The sequence below is a fragment of the Streptomyces flaveus genome (genome assembly GCF_014647675.1).
Lineage (GTDB): Bacteria > Actinomycetota > Actinomycetes > Streptomycetales > Streptomycetaceae > Streptomyces > Streptomyces flaveus.
On the sequence record NZ_BMPQ01000032.1, the window covers coordinates 8,185 to 24,213 of the forward strand.

At 69.1% G+C, this 16,029-nt stretch carries 14 protein-coding genes and 2 pseudogenes; 4 read left to right on the forward strand and 12 right to left on the reverse strand.

Annotated elements, in window-relative coordinates:
- Positions 1-16 precede the first annotated feature (16 nt).
- The 10 genes and pseudogenes from hypA to IEZ21_RS38390 form a co-directional block, all read right to left on the reverse strand.
- On the reverse strand, positions 17-373 hold the full coding sequence (gene hypA, locus IEZ21_RS38340; RefSeq protein WP_189326454.1) for a hydrogenase maturation nickel metallochaperone HypA: 357 nt from the start codon (positions 371-373) through the stop codon (positions 17-19).
- Between the two features lie 240 nt (positions 374-613).
- Positions 614-820: a hypothetical protein gene (locus IEZ21_RS38350; protein WP_165345780.1), complete on the reverse strand. Its 207-nt coding sequence runs from the start codon at positions 818-820 to the stop codon at positions 614-616.
- A 42-nt stretch (positions 821-862) separates the two neighbouring features.
- A complete protein-coding gene (locus IEZ21_RS38355; protein WP_189326456.1) occupies positions 863-1,459 on the reverse strand; it encodes a DUF5947 family protein in 597 nt (198 codons plus the stop codon).
- Positions 1,456-2,019 (reverse strand): NifU-related iron-sulfur-binding protein, encoded by a 564-nt coding sequence (locus IEZ21_RS38360; RefSeq protein WP_165345782.1) that lies wholly within the window; start codon positions 2,017-2,019, stop codon positions 1,456-1,458. Before IEZ21_RS38360 ends, IEZ21_RS38355 begins: the two co-directional genes overlap by 4 nt.
- The gene (locus IEZ21_RS38365) at positions 2,012-3,805 is read right to left on the reverse strand and encodes a nickel-dependent hydrogenase large subunit (RefSeq protein ID WP_189326457.1); all 1,794 of its coding nucleotides are present in this window, start codon (positions 3,803-3,805) and stop codon (positions 2,012-2,014) included. Before IEZ21_RS38365 ends, IEZ21_RS38360 begins: the two co-directional genes overlap by 8 nt.
- A gap of 64 nt (positions 3,806-3,869) precedes the next feature.
- Positions 3,870-4,961, reverse strand: coding sequence for an NADH-quinone oxidoreductase subunit B family protein (locus IEZ21_RS38370; protein ID WP_189326458.1), 1,092 nt, complete (start codon positions 4,959-4,961; stop codon positions 3,870-3,872).
- Between the two features lies 1 nt (position 4,962).
- Positions 4,963-6,543 carry a hypothetical protein gene (locus IEZ21_RS38375; RefSeq protein ID WP_189326459.1) on the reverse strand — a complete coding sequence of 527 codons (1,581 nt, stop codon included), beginning with the start codon at positions 6,541-6,543 and terminating at the stop codon, positions 4,963-4,965.
- 145 nt (positions 6,544-6,688) lie between these two features.
- Positions 6,689-6,805, reverse strand: a pseudogene (locus IEZ21_RS38380) (IS5/IS1182 family transposase); the annotation flags it as partial.
- Entirely contained in the window at positions 6,766-7,053 is a 288-nt protein-coding gene (locus IEZ21_RS38385) for a carboxyvinyltransferase (RefSeq protein ID WP_373302355.1), read from the reverse strand. The gene IEZ21_RS38385 and the pseudogene IEZ21_RS38380, both read right to left, overlap by 40 nt.
- Positions 7,054-7,055: 2 nt before the next feature.
- Complete coding sequence (locus IEZ21_RS38390) at positions 7,056-7,496, reverse strand: ATP-binding protein (protein WP_189326460.1); 441 nt, start codon at positions 7,494-7,496, stop codon at positions 7,056-7,058.
- Positions 7,497-7,675: 179 nt separating this feature from the next.
- On the opposite strand from IEZ21_RS38390, the pseudogene IEZ21_RS38395 reads away from it, so the two are divergent.
- From IEZ21_RS38395 to IEZ21_RS38405, 3 genes and pseudogenes are all read left to right on the forward strand, one after another.
- Positions 7,676-8,948, forward strand: a pseudogene (locus tag IEZ21_RS38395) (helix-turn-helix domain-containing protein).
- Positions 8,945-9,481, forward strand: a complete 537-nt coding sequence (locus IEZ21_RS38400; RefSeq protein ID WP_189326461.1) for a flavoprotein — start codon at positions 8,945-8,947, stop codon at positions 9,479-9,481. The pseudogene IEZ21_RS38395 and the gene IEZ21_RS38400 overlap by 4 nt, the downstream one beginning before the upstream one ends.
- 1,827 nt (positions 9,482-11,308) lie before the next feature.
- Entirely contained in the window at positions 11,309-13,225 is a 1,917-nt protein-coding gene (locus tag IEZ21_RS38405) for a recombinase family protein (RefSeq protein WP_189326462.1), read from the forward strand.
- A gap of 326 nt (positions 13,226-13,551) precedes the next feature.
- Here the strand turns inward: IEZ21_RS38405 and IEZ21_RS38410 are convergent, their stop codons facing one another.
- Entirely contained in the window at positions 13,552-13,980 is a 429-nt protein-coding gene (locus tag IEZ21_RS38410) for a pyridoxamine 5'-phosphate oxidase family protein (RefSeq protein ID WP_189326463.1), read from the reverse strand.
- Positions 13,981-14,038: 58 nt separating this feature from the next.
- Entirely contained in the window at positions 14,039-14,890 is an 852-nt protein-coding gene (locus IEZ21_RS38415; RefSeq protein WP_189326464.1) for an NmrA family NAD(P)-binding protein, read from the reverse strand.
- A gap of 94 nt (positions 14,891-14,984) precedes the next feature.
- Between IEZ21_RS38415 and IEZ21_RS38420 the strand changes: the two genes are divergently transcribed.
- Positions 14,985-16,013 carry an AraC family transcriptional regulator gene (locus tag IEZ21_RS38420; RefSeq protein ID WP_189326465.1) on the forward strand — a complete coding sequence of 343 codons (1,029 nt, stop codon included), beginning with the start codon at positions 14,985-14,987 and terminating at the stop codon, positions 16,011-16,013.
- Positions 16,014-16,029: the final 16 nt, after the last annotated feature.

A 16,029-nucleotide genomic window follows, 5' to 3' on the forward strand; every position in this document is an offset into this window, starting at 1 on the left:
GCGGGGCCCACTCGCGCTAGGTCGGGACCGGTAACGGCTCGATCCCGGTGATCTGAAGTTCCCGGCCGCTGCGCAGCTCGGTGGAGGGCTGGTCACAGCGCGGGCACCAGAAGAACGGCGGCATGCCCACCGGGAACTCCTCGGCGCACGGGTCGCACCATGCCTGCGCGGGGACCTGCTCGACCACGAGCCGTGCGTCGGCGAGGGCGGTGCCGTCGCGGGCCACCTCGAAGGCGAAATTGAGGGCGTCGGGGACGACGCCCGCCAGTTCGCCGACCCGGACGGTCACCGCCGCGACGGCATCCGTCCCGTCGGCCCGGGCCAGCTCGTCGGCCCGCTCGATGATCGCGGTCGCGATCGACAGTTCGTGCACGGCCTGCTCACGGGTACCGGTGGCCGGCGCGAAAACCGCCGGCCATCCGCCAGATCCGCGCCTCCCGCCTCAGGCTGGGTAGCTCTCGCAAGAGCAGCGCCACCACGAGACCGCCCGCCACGACGGCCTCGGTTTTCAGCACCCGCTGTCCGGTCATCCTGGCTCGCCTGCCCGGGGCAGCCGGCCTTCGTGCTCGTTGGACTTTCATCTTCGGCGACTCCCTGCTGTTTCTCGTCCCGCTCATCCCGGCGAGATGTTCGGCATGGTGTCCGCGAGCGCGTCATGCCGCTTCCAGTGGATCCCGGTGGAGCGCCGCGCGTCGGCGGTGCCGTCCTCGTGGTGACCGGTCTGGTCCTCGTAGCGCCCCTTGTTGCCCTGGTGCATGCCGGCGACGTGCCGGGGCGTGTCGGGCTTCGCCTGGGGCCTGCCCACTCTGATGCTGCCCACGGGATGATCTCCTTCCTCGCCTCCGACCTGCGGAGTGCGTGCTCATGGCCGTTCGGTGAGGTCCTCGAAGAACCGCTCGACGGCCGGCCAGATCCGGCCGCCTCCGGACAGGCCCCGCCACTCCCGGCGTACGACCGCGATCATCCGGTAGCAGTCGTCGATCGGCACGATCCAGTGGTGGTCGAGGCCGTGGACGGTGTTCACCAGCAGTGCCTCCACCTCGGGTTCCACGTCGGCGAGCTGCGGACACGTGGCGGCCAGCTGCTGCCATGCCGCCGCGTCCACCTCCCACCGCATGGCCCCGGCCGGACTCGGGCCCTCGGCGGTGACCGTGCCGTCTGCCCGGGGCACGAAGAAGACCAGGCCGACGGGTACGCCCAGGACTTCTGTGTCGACTCGGGGAAGCCGGACTCGGCGCCGGGGTACGAGCCGGTAGTGGCCGTCGCCCGCCCCGCCCTGTGCGAACAGCACCGAGCAGGGACGGCAGACGCAGCGCACCTCCTGCTGCCCGGTGTCGTACAGGTGGGCGTGTTCGTCGGGCACCGGCGCGGCGCACAGGTCGCACACCTCCGACTCGGCCGCTGCCGTGCGGTCGGCCGAGGCACGGACGAGGCGGGCCAGCGCTCCGTCCGTGATCACCGGGCGCCTCGGTGCGTCAGCGTGGCCAGCGGTACGAACGCCGGAGCCGCCTGCCGGTCGGAGGAGGTCGGCAGCGATTCCACCGCCGTCAGTTCCGGAGCGGCGGCGAGTACCGCCTCGTGGACCGCGTCGGTGACCTCGGTCGCCCCGCTGCCGCATCCGGAGCCGCACCCGCCGCCCGACTTCAGGCGCACCCGGCCCACCTGCCCCTCCACACCGGCCCACTCGACGTCACCGCCGCGTTCGCGTACGGCGGGCCGCAGCCGCTCGACCGCGCGGGCCGCCCGGCGCTCGGCCGGCTCGGGGTGGATGTCGTGCAGCACCATCAGGTGCCCGAGCAACTCGTCGTCGGCCAGGCGCTCGGCCAGCTGCCCGTCCGCCTGGTCCAGGATCCGGGCCAGCGCCTCGCCGTAGACCTCGGTCAGGAGGACGACCGCCTCGGTGGCGGAGCGCGTGGTGGGGCCGGGCGTGGACTGGAGCCCTTCCAGCAGGTCGTCGAGCCGGGCCAGCCGGGCCTCCACGTCCGGGTCCGCCAGCCGCGCGGTGCCGGCCTCAGCCATGGTTCGCCCCGTACGTCGGCGAGTGCAGGGTGGTCAGCGTCTTGCCCTTGCCGACGTACATGTGCACGCCGCACGGCAGGCAGGGGTCGAAGCTGCGGACCGTGCGCATGATGTCGACGCCCTTGAAGTCGTCGGGGCCGTTCTCCTCGAAGATGGGCTGACCCTGGACGGCGTCCTCGTACGGGCCGGGCGTGCCGTACATGTCGCGGGGGCTGGCGTTCCATGGGGTGGGCGGGTACGGGTGGTAGTTGGCGATCTTCTTGTCCTTGATCACCAGGTGGTGGGAGAGGACACCGCGTACGGCCTCGTGGAAGCCGCAGCCGATCGCCTCGTCGGGCACCTCGTAGTTCTCGAACACCTTGGTCTCGCCGGCCCGCACGAGCCCCATGGCCTCTTCCACGAACTGCAGGGCCATGGCGGCCGCGTAGGCGATGAAGTACGGCCGTGCGCGGTCGCGTTCGAGGGTGTTGCTCCACTGCGGGATGCGCCACTCCAGGGTCGTCTCCGGCAGAGACTCGCCCTTGGGCAGCGAGATGCGCACGCTGTGGCCGGTGGCCTTGACGTACGGGGTGTCGACCAGTCCGTTCAGGGCGGTCGACCAGAGCCGGGCGAGCGGGCCGCCGCCGGTGTCGAGGGCGAGGTGCTGATCCGTTTTCTTGTCGTACCAGCGCGGACTCATCACCCAGCTGTACTTTTCGTCGAAGTTGCGCTTCTGCGGCACCGGGACGGTCGTCTGGTTCCACGGGTGGCGCATGTCGACGGGGTTGCCGAGCGGGTCGTGGGTGACGAAGGGCTGTTCGTTGACCCAGTCTTCGTAGTACGAGCTGCCGAGCAGGATCCGCAGGCCGAGGTTGATGTCGACGAGGTTGTTGGTGACCAGCTCGCCGTCGACGATGATGCCCGGGGTGACATACATGTCCTTGCCCCAGTTGTTCATCGTCTCGTAGCGGTAGTCGACGGACGTGGGGTCCTGGAAGGCTCCCCAGCAGCCCAGCAGGATGCGGCGGCGGCCGACCTCCTCGTAGCCGGGCAGCGCCTCGTAGAAGAAGTCGAAGACGTCGTCGTTCATGGCGACGGCCTTCTTGACGAAGTCGATGACCCGCATGAGCCGGCTGAGGTAGTCGGTGAAGGTGGTCGGCTGCGGCATCGTGCCGACGCCGCCGGGGTACAACGTCGACGGGTGGACGTGCCGCCCCTCCATCAGGCAGAACATCTCGCGGGTGACCCGGCTGACCTTCAGGGCCTCCTTGTAGACCTCGCCCTCGAAGGGGTTGAAGGCCCGCATGATGTCGGCGATCGTCCGGTAGCCGTGAATGTCCCCGTGGGGAGCTTCGGTGCGTTCGGCGCGGGCCAGTACACCGGGGTTGGTGGCCTTGACCATCGCCTCGCAGAAGTCCACGAACACCAGGTTGTCCTGGAAGATCGTGTGGTCGAACATGTACTCGGCTGCTTCGCCGAGGTTGACGATGTAGTCGGCCAGCGGGGGAGGCTTGACGCCGTAGGCCATCTGCTGGGCGTAGTCGGAACAGGTCGTGTGGTTGTCGCCGCAGATGCCGCAGATCCGGGACGTGATGAAGCCCGCGTCACGCGGATCCTTGCCCTTCATGAACACCGAGTAGCCGCGGAACAGCGACGAGGTGCTGTGGCATTCCACGACTTCCCGGTTGGCGAAGTCGATCTTCGTGTAGATGCCCAGGTTCCCGATGATCCGGGTGATCGGATCCCAGGACATGTCCACGAGCTCTGGCGGCTTGCGCCCCGTGGGCCGGGCCTCGGTTGTGGTCATCTGCGGTACTGCCCCTCGCTGTCGGTGTTCCGTGGGTGGGTATTGGGATGGGTGACGCGCGGCATCAGGGCCGCCAGCGCGGGTCGTAGCCGCTGGTCAGCTTCCGTTTGTTGTGGCGCCACTTGGGCTCGTGGTTGACCAGCTCGTTCGTCATGCCGCGAAGGCGGCGGACGACGGCCCCGTACGGCTTGATGGCCAGCGAGGACAGCGTGCCGCCGGGAGGCTCGTCCATGAACGGCATGAACGCGTCAGGGAAGCCGGGCATCGTGCACCCGATGCAGATACCGCCGACGTTCGGGCAGCCGCCGATGCCGGCCATCCAGCCGCGCTTGGGCACGTTGCAGTTGACGACAGGACCCCAACAACCCGTCTTGACCAGGCACTTGGGCGAGTTGTAGTCCTTGGCGAAGCTGGCCTGCTCGTAGTACGAGCCGCGGTCGCAGCCCTCGTGCACCGTCTTCCCGAACAGCCACTGCGGGCGCAGCATGTGGTCCAGCGGTGGCGGAGGTGCGGAACCGGCCGCGTGGTAGAGAACCCAGATCAGGGTCTCCATGAAGTTCTCGGGCTGGATCGGGCAGCCGGGCACGTTGACGACCGGCAGCCCGCCCTGGGAGGTGTAGTCCCAGCCCAGGTAGTCGGCGAGGCCCATGCAGCCGGTCGGGTTGCCGGCCATGGCGTGGATGCCGCCGAAAGTGGCGCAGGTGCCGGCGGCCACCACCGCCCAGGCCTTGGGGGCCAGTTGGTCGATCCACCAGTTCAGGGTCTGCGGTTCACCGGTCTCCGGGTCATTGCCGAAGGATGTCCAGTAGCCGTCGCCCTCGATGATGTTCTGGTTGGGGATCGAGCCCTCGATGACGAGGATGAACGGGGTCGCCAGCTCGCCGCGCACCGCCGCCCGGTAAGGAGCGAGGAAGTCCTCGCCGCCCAGGCTCGGTGAGAGCACCTTGTTGACCAGGTTCACCTTCGGCAGGCCCGGGATCAAACCGAGCACCAGATCCTCGATGGAGGGCTGGCCGGCGGCAGTGAGAGAGACGGTGTCGCCGTCGCAGCTCATGCCCTCGGAGATCCAGAGGATGTGGATCTCGTCGATACCCTGCCGCTCCTCGGCGCGACTGGGTTCCTTGCTGACTTCTGCGGTACTGCTGTCGGTTGTCATGTCATCGGCCTCCGCTGCAGGGGGTCTCGGAGTCGGTCGTGTGCTGCGCCGGGGGTGCGGCGGGAGCCGGTGACGCCCGCTCGTCCGGGAATTCGGCGGGCTCGAGCGGTTCGAGCTCGTCGGGCCGGAAGTAGTGGAAGCGGCCGTACCAGGTGTGCAGTTCGGACGCAGGATCGTCGTCGAGGGTGACGGCGAGGTGCACGCTGCCGTCGACGTCGTGGAAAACGGCGGCCACCTCGGCGGTCCGGCCGGCCAGGAACATGTCCTGGGCGTCGGCGCCCCGTCCCCGTGGTCGAAGCCGGACGCGGCTGCCACCGCCGAGGAGCACGCCGTCGACGAGGACCGTGTCGGTGGACGGGGAGAAACCGTCGTCGGCGCCCTCCTGCCACCATGCGGGTCGCTCGGGAGCGGGAGCGGCTGTGGCGGGGGTGACCGGTGCCAGGGAGCGGACGGCACCGTGCAGCCGTGCGAAGACCTCCGGGGGCATGGTCTCGACCCGGTCGAGGATCGCGGCGGCCCGCAGGTCGGTGGCGCGTGCCTCGCGCTTCTCCTCGTCGGTCAGCAGCATCGTGCGCAGAGTGAGGATCTCGTCGATCTCCGCTGCGTCGTGCAGATCCCCCGGGCTCTCCGGAGCCACCTGCGGGTGGTCGGGCAGGATGATCGGTGAGGACAGCAGAACGTGTCCGGTGCCGCCGCCCTGCGGGCTGCGGGAGTGGGCTGGGGCGGTGGGGGGTCCACCGCCGAGGACGGGGAAGGTGAATTCGTTCCGGCACCTGCCCACATGTGTAGCCAGGTACGTGGGCGGATCGATCAGCGAGACGAACTCCACGCCTTCACCGCTGACGAGGGTATGGGTGGCGATGAGCGCACGGCGCAGCGCCTCGTCGCGTGGGGTCCTCGAATCCGGCACAGATCCCGTGTTCGTGGTGCGTACCCGGAGTCGGCAGAGGTCAGGCGAGAGCTGCTCGGCGGTGACAGTGGTGCTCGCCCGAAGCTCCTCCCGGCGCCGCACCACCCGACCGGCGTGACCCGGCAGTGGCTCGATGTCCACCCCGGCCGCCGCTCCCACCGGAACGGTGCGTTCACCCTGAAATAGGTCGTCCAGGCAGACCGCGACATCGACTTCGCGCGGCACTGCCTCGTCGAAGGTCAGATGAGCCGTGCCGTTGTCGGTCCGCAACGACTCGACGGTGCTGTGGCCACCGTCCCGGCCGGTTTCCTGCACCTGCTTGCGCTGCATCTGCAGGTACCGAAGTCGCACTCGTACGGACGCGCCGGGCCGGCGGATTCGCAGCAGGCACTCGGTCTGCTGGTACCAGGAGTCGGCGGAGCCGGACACACCCGGGACGACGGGGCCCTCCGACTCAACCCAATCCCGGGGGAAAAGCACCCCGAACTGCCACCGGACGCGGTTCTTGGCCGAAGACCGACGGTAGGGATAGAGGAGGTAGCCCTCATACAGGACGGCGTCGGCGACGGCGCTCAGCTGCTCGAAGTCGCATGGGGACCCGTCCGACGGCCCTTCCGCGCCACCCCCCGTGGCAGCGCACGGCATGCCGCTCTCGGCCAATCCCTCCGACATCGCGCCTCCTCGTCTCCGTGTGCACGCCATGCCTTCCACCACAGTCACATCGCTCATCCGCCCTCGCCTCCTATGGCGCAGCACCGCTGAGCCGTTCGAGGGGCACTCAGAGGGCGTTTGATTTAGGTAGATCACCCCGTATGCCCTAGTAGGTGTCTCGCCAGGTGGGTGTGGTCTCGTCCGTTATGCGCTTGGCGAGGTTGTCGATCTAGGCGATGTGGATCACGGCTTCGGAGCTGGCGGGGAGGGTCTCAGTACCGCGGACTGCGGCTCGCCGACCGGCTGCGCCACGTGCCAGCCTGCGTGCTGCAGCAGGGCGAGCATGACCTGTACGTCAGTGCTGGCGGGGAGGCTGCGCAGCCGTACCGGTCGGCGTAGGGCGGCCGCGGAGGCCAGCATGGGCAGGGCGGCGTTCTTGGAGCCGTCAACGCTCACGGTGCCGGTGAGCGGTGGTCCGGGCTGTACGGCGATCACCTCGGCGGCCACGGCGGGATTCCGGATCGTTGTCACGGTCAGCTCCTCTGCAGGGAAAGGCGTGCGGGAAGGACCAGGGCGGCGGCCGCATCGATCACCGTGATCTCGGCCCAGGACCGCTTGCCACACGGCGTCGGCTCGACGCCGTACCAGTCAGCCAGCGCGGAGACGAGGAACAGGCCCCTGCCGCTCTCCGCGCCCGCGCCCGGTAGGCCAGGCTGGGGAAGCACCGGGCTGGAGTCGCAGACCTCGATGAGCAGGACGGCGTCGTGGAGGCGGACGGTCACAGAGCTGGGTCCGGTCGCGGCATGACGTACCGCGTTGGTGATCAACTCGCTCACCACCAGCTCCACGGTGTCCAGCGCTTCCGCGTCGAAGCTCGCGCCCCAGCCTCGTATCGCATCCATGACCTCGTGCCGGGCAGCGGTGGCTGCGGCGGGTGTGCCGGGTACGGAGAGGATGAGCTGGGGCGCTGCCATGAGCGGCCTCCTGGAGATTGGGTGCGGCCACTACAAGCAACCAGTTGGTCGCGGACCGTGGTAATCCCGGCTGCGAGTACTGCATCGCTTATGCAGGAGCTGCATCACCGCGAAGTACGACTGACCTACGCTCGGTTGAGCAGGCAGGATCGGCGACGGCGGAAGGGGCCGTGGCACAGATGGCCGAGGCACAGAGCGAAGCGAGACGGATCGGTGAGGTGATCCGTCAGGCGCGCGTGTTCCAGCGACGTTCGCAGGCAGACGTCGCCGCCGCACTGGGCTACCACCAGTCGAAGGTGAGCCGCCTGGAGGGCGGACGGGGTACGGAGGACATCCGCGTCCTGCGCGCCGTCGCCCAGGAGTTGAACATCCCACCCCACCAGTTCGGCCTCGCCACCGCCCCGGACGTCTCCGCCGCTGACCTCGAGACAGAGGACATGCACCGCCGTACCTTCCTTGCCGCGAGCATCGCCGCGCTCGCGGTCCCGGCCACCCCGCCGCGGCGCACGACGACCTGGTCCGGGCCCTCCTGCCCGGACCGAGCCCGGCCGCCTCGGGCAGGTCGCTGGGCCCCGCAGATCTGCGCGAGCGCCTCGCCACGGCACGCCGGCTCTTCTACACCTGTGACTACACCGAACTGGAGCGCACTCTGCCGGGCCTGATCGCCGACTTGCGGCAGGCAGGCCGCTGCCGACGCACGGGATTCAGACGCCCTGTCAGCTCTCCTGGCCACCGCGTACCAGACCTCGACCAGCCTGCTGCTCAAACAGAACGATCAGGGCAACGCCTGGCTCGCGGTCGGCCGCGATGGCCGAGGCCGAGCGTTCGGGCGACCCCGTGGTGCTGGCCTCCAGCGTCCGCGTCCACGCCCACGTCCTGGCCCGGGAGAAGCACACCGCACAGGCCGTCACGCTCGTCCGGCACACCGCCGACCAGCTCACCGGGACGTACGACCAACGCTGTCCGAAGTACCTTGCGGCCGTGGGCCTGTTGCTGCTGCGTGGCGTCACCGCGACCAGCAGCGGAGGTGACCGCGCCGCTACCCAGGAGTTCCTCACCGAGGCCAAGGACGTCGCGCGCTATGTCACCCTCGACCGCCCCGACTCCTGGGCCAACTTCAGCCCCACGAACGTCGCCCTGCACGAGGTGAGTGCCTCGGTTGCCTTCGGCGACGCGGGCGTCGCCCTGGCCGCCGCCCGTCCGCTGATGCGTCGGCACATCCCCGTTCCCGAACGCCGAGCTGCTCTATGGGTGGAGGCTGCCCGCGCGTACAGCCAGCAGGGCCGCCTCGCCGACGGCTACCAGGCCCTGCGCATCGCCGAGAGCTGCGCAGCCCAAGACGTACGACGCCCCGCGGTACGCGACCTCGTCGCCGACATGGCAGCCCGCGACCGCCACCGAGCCTTGCCCGAACTCCACCACTTCAGCCGCCAACTGGGGGTTTCCGCGTGACCGAGCCGACCAAGAAGCCCTTCCTGTACGTCGTCGTGTGCGCGTGCGGCATTGCCGGGGACGTCGGCAAGCTGATCACGGCCGCGCAGGAGCGGCACTGGGACGTCGGCGTGATCGCCACGCCGCAGGGGCTCGGATTCCTCGACACGGAGGCGGTCGAGGCGCAGACCGGCTATCCGATCCGCTCGGCCTGGCGGGCACCCGGCGACGCCCGCCCGCTCCCGCCCGCGGACGCGGTCGCGGTCGCGCCGGCCACCTTCAACACGATCAACAAATGGGCCGCCGGGATCTCCGACACCCTTGCCCTGGGCATCCTGTGCGAGGCGTACGGCATGGGCATCCCCATCGCCGTTCTGCCGTACTTGAATACAGCACAGGCCGCCCACCCCGCCTATCAGGAGAGCCTGGAGCGGCTGCGCGGGATGGGCGTGTTGATCGGCAGCTACGAGCCCCACCGCCCCAAGGCCGGCGGCGGCGCAGACCGCTTCCGCTGGGAGGAAGCGCTGGAGCTGCTGGGGCCCAAGGTGAGGTAGGCGACCTGTCGCGGGGTGGGCGCTGTGTATGACGCGACGGTTTTTGCGCCCTCGCTGAGGCCTCTTCCAATACCCCGCCCAATTCATCTACCTATTCGTCTACCAATTCGTCTTCCCCCTAGACGGGTAGCCTTGTTGCAGGTCCATGGCGTCATGCCGTCTTCCTGAGCCGCCTGCAACTAAGTATCCCTAGGGATGTGAACAGGCAAATTGTGTCCGGCGAGGTGATGTTGGCTCGCGAGGATGATGAAGTGGCTGCGTATTTGGCGCGTCTCCGGGCGACTCAGCGTGAGGATCGTCTGGGTCTCCCGCACTTGAGAAGGCCGCCCTGCGAGGCTCTTTTGGACTCTGTCGGGTGGCTTGGTCTTGGGCAGTTCGGCTGGCGGCCACTGGCATTGAGTGGCTCCCGTGATGCCTCTGTGAGGCAAGACAGCGGCTATCTCTGCGTAGTCAACCCGAAGCCTCCGCAGTGGAGTTCTGGAGACCGTCCTGGAGGAGTGAGCAGCCCCGCTCGTGCTGACTCCGCTGGTCCTGTTTGCCTCAGCGCCGAGTGCGGGTGCCTCGCGAAGGTCACGCGGAGCGGTGGCGAAGACCCAGGGCCTGCGGGTGAGGGCACGGCGGGTCTTTTCCAGTTCGGCCACAAGATGATGCCAGAACAGCCTCTTTAGTCATGATTTAGGCGTGGGTTCAGAAGGCCGTCATTGGCGTGGTGGCCGACCGTAGCTCAAGAGACCTCCAAGATGACGTGGGGCCGTGTCCAAAAGGCGCGTGATTTCCGGTCTTTTATAGCACCAGGGCAACTCCGCGCGAGAGGACATCGACATGCCGCGGGCCAACAGGCCGGACAATCAGGAAGCCGTGGCTTGGCTAACGGACGCCGTTCCCGACGGCGCAACGCGTTATGGCTACCCGCGCCAACGCGTTCTCGTGTCGGCCCCATCACCGGTTCAGTCTCGCAAGGCCGGTCTCGTCGCCCCGTTGCAGACTGCCCGGTCTGCCTTGCGACTCGGCAGGACTGTGGAGGGGCGCATGGTCGCCTCCGTGCACCCCTGCTCTGCTCCCCTTGTCGAGCAACCGATCGAGCGTGAGTCCGTACCCGGACTGGCGAAGTCGCCTTCGAGTCCGAAGCCGCCGGATCCAGTCGTTCACCGGACTCCCTCGTACCCAACGGACTCCGGCCGATCTGCCAAATGGGTCGACCGCAGTTCTCAAGCCGGATTATCCAGGACCACCGGGATCATCGCCGACGTCACGCATAGTCATCGCTGCCGCGGCGAACTGATCGATCTCCCGAACCATTTGGTGAGTGCGCCCTACCGTATGGGTCTGCATCGACTCGACCAGATCGCGTCGGGTGCAGTGTCTGACCAGTCACATAGCGGTCTGTTCCTGTTCATCCGCCGGCTGCCGGGAGCGGGGGGAAGCGCAGTGATCAGTGCACGTGTCTTCCATCTGCGCGCTCAACTCCCTTCCTGCCAATGGTTGCTGAGCGTTACACTGGGATTTCCGCTGCGTCGGCTCGGCCTTTGGGCTGATGCACGACGACTGGTGGCCATGCCTGGCCGTTCGACCGCGGCCCCAGCCCCCGCCGTACGCGAATCTGTGCCCCCTGCTCTTGCCTCGGTGCGGCAATGCGGCGCAGAGGAATGGCGCGACAGGGCCCGATGCCATGGCTGAGGCCTCACCCAAGCGCAGCGACCGATCGACGGGCGGACGGTTCGTCCCGCGCGAGCCGCCCCGGATGGTCTTCGAGATCCAGATCCTGGAAGGCCCGGAGGGAGTTCGGCTGCGCCGCGAGCAAGCACAGGTGATACGGGAGGTTGTGGAATGGGTGGCCCAGAGGCGATCCGAGCCTGGATCGAGCGGGGCTCCAGCACCAGAAGAGGAGGACCGGCAAGCGGGACGGGATCCCCGCTGATTCGGGTCGCGTGGCTGGGCCGGACCTCCACGCGCGACCTGCAGGATCCGACGCTCTCCCTGCCACGGCAGCTGCGCAACAGCCGGGCCGCCCTGCCCGAGAACACCGCGATCGTCGCCCACTTCTACGACGTGGAATCCGGCCGCCTGGCCCTGGACGCCCGCGGCCACGGCACCGCGCACGAGAAGTTCCAGATCCCCATCCCACGGGACGGCAGCATCCAGGACCTCCTGGAGGAAGCGCAGCGACCGGATCGGCGGTTCGACGCGGTGATCTGTGAGGCGATCGACCGGATCGCACGAACCACTTACTTCAGCACCAGAATTGAATACCAGCTGGAGCAGGCCGGCGTGCCCCTGCTCGCCGCGGACGAGCCGATCCGGCTCGACGTAAGCCCTCGCAAGGCCAAGGCCGCCACCCAGGTCCTCACCCGTCGGATGAAGCAGGGCGTAGCCGAGTGGTACGTCACCGAGATGCTGGAGAAGTCCTGGTCGGGCTTCGAGATGCACACCGAGCAGGGCTACAACATAGGCAAGCCGTGCTACGGCTACCAGGCCAGACCGGTACCGCATCCGGTGCCCGCGAAGCGGGCCAAGGGAGTCAAGAAGACCCTGTTGGAGGTCCACCCGGTCGAGGGCCCGGTGGTCCGGAAGATGTTCCACTGGCGCATCGTGGAGCGCCTCAGCTACCAGGCGATCGCCGACCGGCTGAACGCGGACCTGACGCTCAACCCACCCCCGTCACCCATCCTGGCCGACACCGCGGTCGGCCACTGGACCTACTCGAGCGCCCGGGACGTGCTCACCAACCCGAAGCACACCGGGCACATGGTCTGGAACCGACGGGCCCGCAAGGGCGCCGGCCGTAACCGGCCCAACCCGGTGGAGGAGTGGGTGTGGTCCATCGAGCCCACTCATGAGGCGCTGGTGGACCTGGAGACGTTCGTACAAGCCCAGCAGGTCGCCGAGCACCGCGAACGCTCCCGCAGCGCCGCCGGGACAAGCAGGCACCCGCAGGCACAGCGGACCTACCGGCTGCGCAGCTTCATCTTCTGCGCGCAATGCGAGCGCCGCTTCTACGGCAAGCCCAGCAAGGGGATCAACTACTACGTCTGTGCGCCGAAGAAGCCGTACCGAGCTGCGGATCACCCGGCGAGCGTCTGGGTGCCGGAAGCCGGCATGCTCGAAGGGCTCGGTGACTTCCTGTCCGACCGGGTTTTCGGCGTGTACCGGCGAGAACTGCTGACCGAGACCATGGACCAGATGGACGCCGGTGCGGAGCGCGAACGCGAAGCACGTGCGGCGTCTCTCCGCAGAGCCATCGCCGAGGCGGAGACCAAAAGCAAGCGGCTCCTCCACAGCCTGGAACTCGTCGACAACCCCGACCGCAACTTCATCCGGGACCTCAACGAGCGCCGAGCCGAGCTCCACGGCCAGCAGATGGATCTCGAGCGGCAGCTGTCGCGGCTGGAGACCGAGATCCAAGAGACCCCGAATCCGGACCTCCTCACCGGTCTGCCGGTCACCGCGGTCGATCTGACCGCCCTGCCGGACGCGCTGTCGCGCCGCCTGTTCGAGACACTCCGGCTGGAGATCCACTACGACCACAAAACGGAACTGGCCACCTGCCGCGTGACCCTGACCAGCGGCAGCATTGGTGATATCGCCGACATGGCGGAGGTCCTGCCCGGCCGACCGGGCGGGACGACACTCCGAACGAGCGAGGAGGAAGGAATGGCAGCGGAGAGGAAGACGCCGCCGCCAACCTTCTGCGGAGCGCCCCCGGCGGGAGCCACAAAACATAGCTGGTCGTTTCCACGGCGCTGACCTGCGTATTTGTGCGACCGTGATGGTGGAGGGACGGTCCCGGCTGGTACCGCTCCAGCCGGGGACGACCCCGGCGGCTGCCAAATCCGCGAGCGTGGCGAGAAAGAGTACCGCCCCGGGGTGATGCGTTTCATGAGTTCGGCTGGCATGACGGAAAGCCGGTGCGCCGGGGAGATGGTGGGAGGTATGGCGAATGCAGAGCGCGCTCAGCGCAGTTCTCCGGGCCCCGGCAGATCGGCTTCCAGTGCCTCCCGAGCGGCGCGGCGCTGTGTCTGGAAGGACGCCTTGGGCAGGTCGATGTCGACGGCAGGCGGTCGCGGCGGAGGTCAGTACGCGTAGCGGTGCACGGTCTCCGGGTGGATGACGACACGGGACAGGTCGGCGGCCAGCATCGTGGCGAGGTCGCCGGCCCGGGTCCGGTCGTCGAGGTCCCAGTAGCGGGCGGCGAGGCGGGAGCACAGGTCGTGTGCTCCGTCGGCCTCCACCGTGGCGCGGCCGGCGACGGACACCCAGCGTTCGCGCTCATCGACCGGTGCCGCGACAACGATCGAGGCGCGGGGGTCGCGGCGCAGGCGCCGCACCTTCAGCGAGTCCGGCTCCGTGATCAACTGGATCGTCCCCTCCGCGGTGGCCTCGAACCACACGGGCCGTGGCTGTGGCGGCTGCGTTCCCCCGGCCACGGACAGGAACCCGTGCAGGGGGCGTCCGAGGAACTCGAGGTCCTCGGCGGTCAGCAGGCTGGTGGCGGTGCTCATCGTGGCCCTTTCAGAAGATGATGACGGGGATGGAGACGGGGACGGTGACGGTGGAGGCTCATGGCCGCCAGGCTCCCGCTGCCGCGGCCCGCACGACGTAGTCCTCGAAGGTCCGGGGCGCGCGCCCCAGCACGGTGGCGACACCGTCCGTCGTTTCGGCGATCACCCCGCGCTCCATCAAAACGAACATCTCGGCGACGTGGTGGGCGTCGTCCTCGCCCCAGCCCTCCTCGACCAGCGCCGCGGTGTACTCGGCGGGGGAAACCTGCTTGTAGGTGATGGGCAGCCCGGACGCCCGGGAGATCAGCTCGACGGCCTCGGCGAAGGTCAGGGCGCGCGGCCCGGTCAGCTCGTAGATCCGCCCGGCGTGCCGGCCGGGCTCGGCCAGCACCGCGGCCGCGGCATCGGCGACGTCGTCTATGTCGATGAACGGTTCGGGGACCGCACCGGCCGGGAGCGCCAGCCCGCCGGCGACCAGCGGGGCGTGGAAGAGGTCCTCGTCGAAGTTCTGGTTGAAGTTCGACGCCCGCAGGACGGTCCACTCCAGCGCCGAGCCGCGTACGGCGTCCTCGGCCGAGCGCATGTCAAGACCGAACGTGGAGTCGCCCCAGGTGTCGGCGCCGCGCCCGGAGAGCAGGACAAGGCGCCGCACTCCGGCGGCCTCGGCCCGCGCCACGAACTCGTGCACCGGGCCCGGCACGGGCGGGGGTACCACGTAGGCGGCGGTGATGCCCCGCAGGGCCGCATCCCAGCCGTCGGGGGCGGACCAGTCGAAGCGGGTCGGGCTCGATCGGGAGGCGGCACGCACCGGCGTACCGCGCAGCCGCAACCGGGCGGCGACCCGTCGGCCGGTCTTGCCTGTGGCGCCGAGGATGAGGGTGGTGTCGTTGCTGCTGGCAGCGTTGCTCATGGCAGCGATTCAACGGCAGCTGCTCGGACGAATCCATGGGTGAGAAGCCGAATCGCCTTTGTCATCGTCCAACTCGGCGTCTAACCTCGGCGGGGTGGACGCGTTCGGTGACCTCTTCCGCGGGATGCGGGCCCAGGGCTCGTTGTTCGGCAGCTCGACCCTGTCCCCGCCCTGGGCGCTGCACTTCGTGGACGGCCCGCCGCTGACGTTGTGCACCGTCCTCGGCGGGGCGGGCTGGATCGTGCCGGAGCATCGCCCGCCCGAACAGCTCCGCGCCGGCGAGACGGTCATCGTGCGGGGCCCCGCACCGTTCACCTTCGTCGACGAGGTCGGCACGCGGGCCGAACCGGTCGCGTGCGGCGAGTTCTGCGCGACGCCCGAGCAGGGCGGGACCCGGCACCGGCTCGGCTGGAACGACACCAGCTGCGACTCCGGTGACGGCGCGACGACGCTGATCGTCGGCGCCTACCCGGTGCGCGGCGAGATCAGCCGCAGGCTGCTGGACGCGCTGCCCGTCGTGCTGCGCGTGGCTTCCGGCGGCGGGGCCGTCCCCGTACTCGACCACCTCGCCGCCACGGTCGCCGCCGACACCCCGGGCCAGCAGGTGGTCCTGGACCGGCTGCTGGACTGGCTGCTGGTCTGCGCGGTACGCGAGTACTTCGACCGGCCCGGCGGCGAGCCCCCGGCCTGGTACGCCGCTCAGCGGGACCCGGTGGTCGGCGACGCGCTGCGCCTGCTGCACGCCGAACCGGCGGCACCCTGGACGGTCGCCGCGCTGGCCGACCGGACCGGGGTGTCGCGTTCCACCCTGGCGAAGCGGTTCGCCGACCTGGTCGGCGAACCGCCGCTGACCTACCTCACCCGCTGGCGCATGACGCTCGCGGCGGACCTGCTGGCCGAGCGCGAGGCGGCGACCGTCGCCGAGATCGCCCGCATCGTGGGCTACACCGACGCGTTCGCATTCAGCGCGGCGTTCAAACGGATCCGAGGCGTCAGCCCGAGCGAGTTCCGACGCACCGGAACGGTCGTTCCCGAGCGACCGACCGGTCCGCCCCTGCGGCCTCCGGGCGCCGTGCTGCCTGTCATCCCCGCTCCTTCTCCCGTGGTTCGTGTGCGGTCTTAGCGGATATGCGAGAACG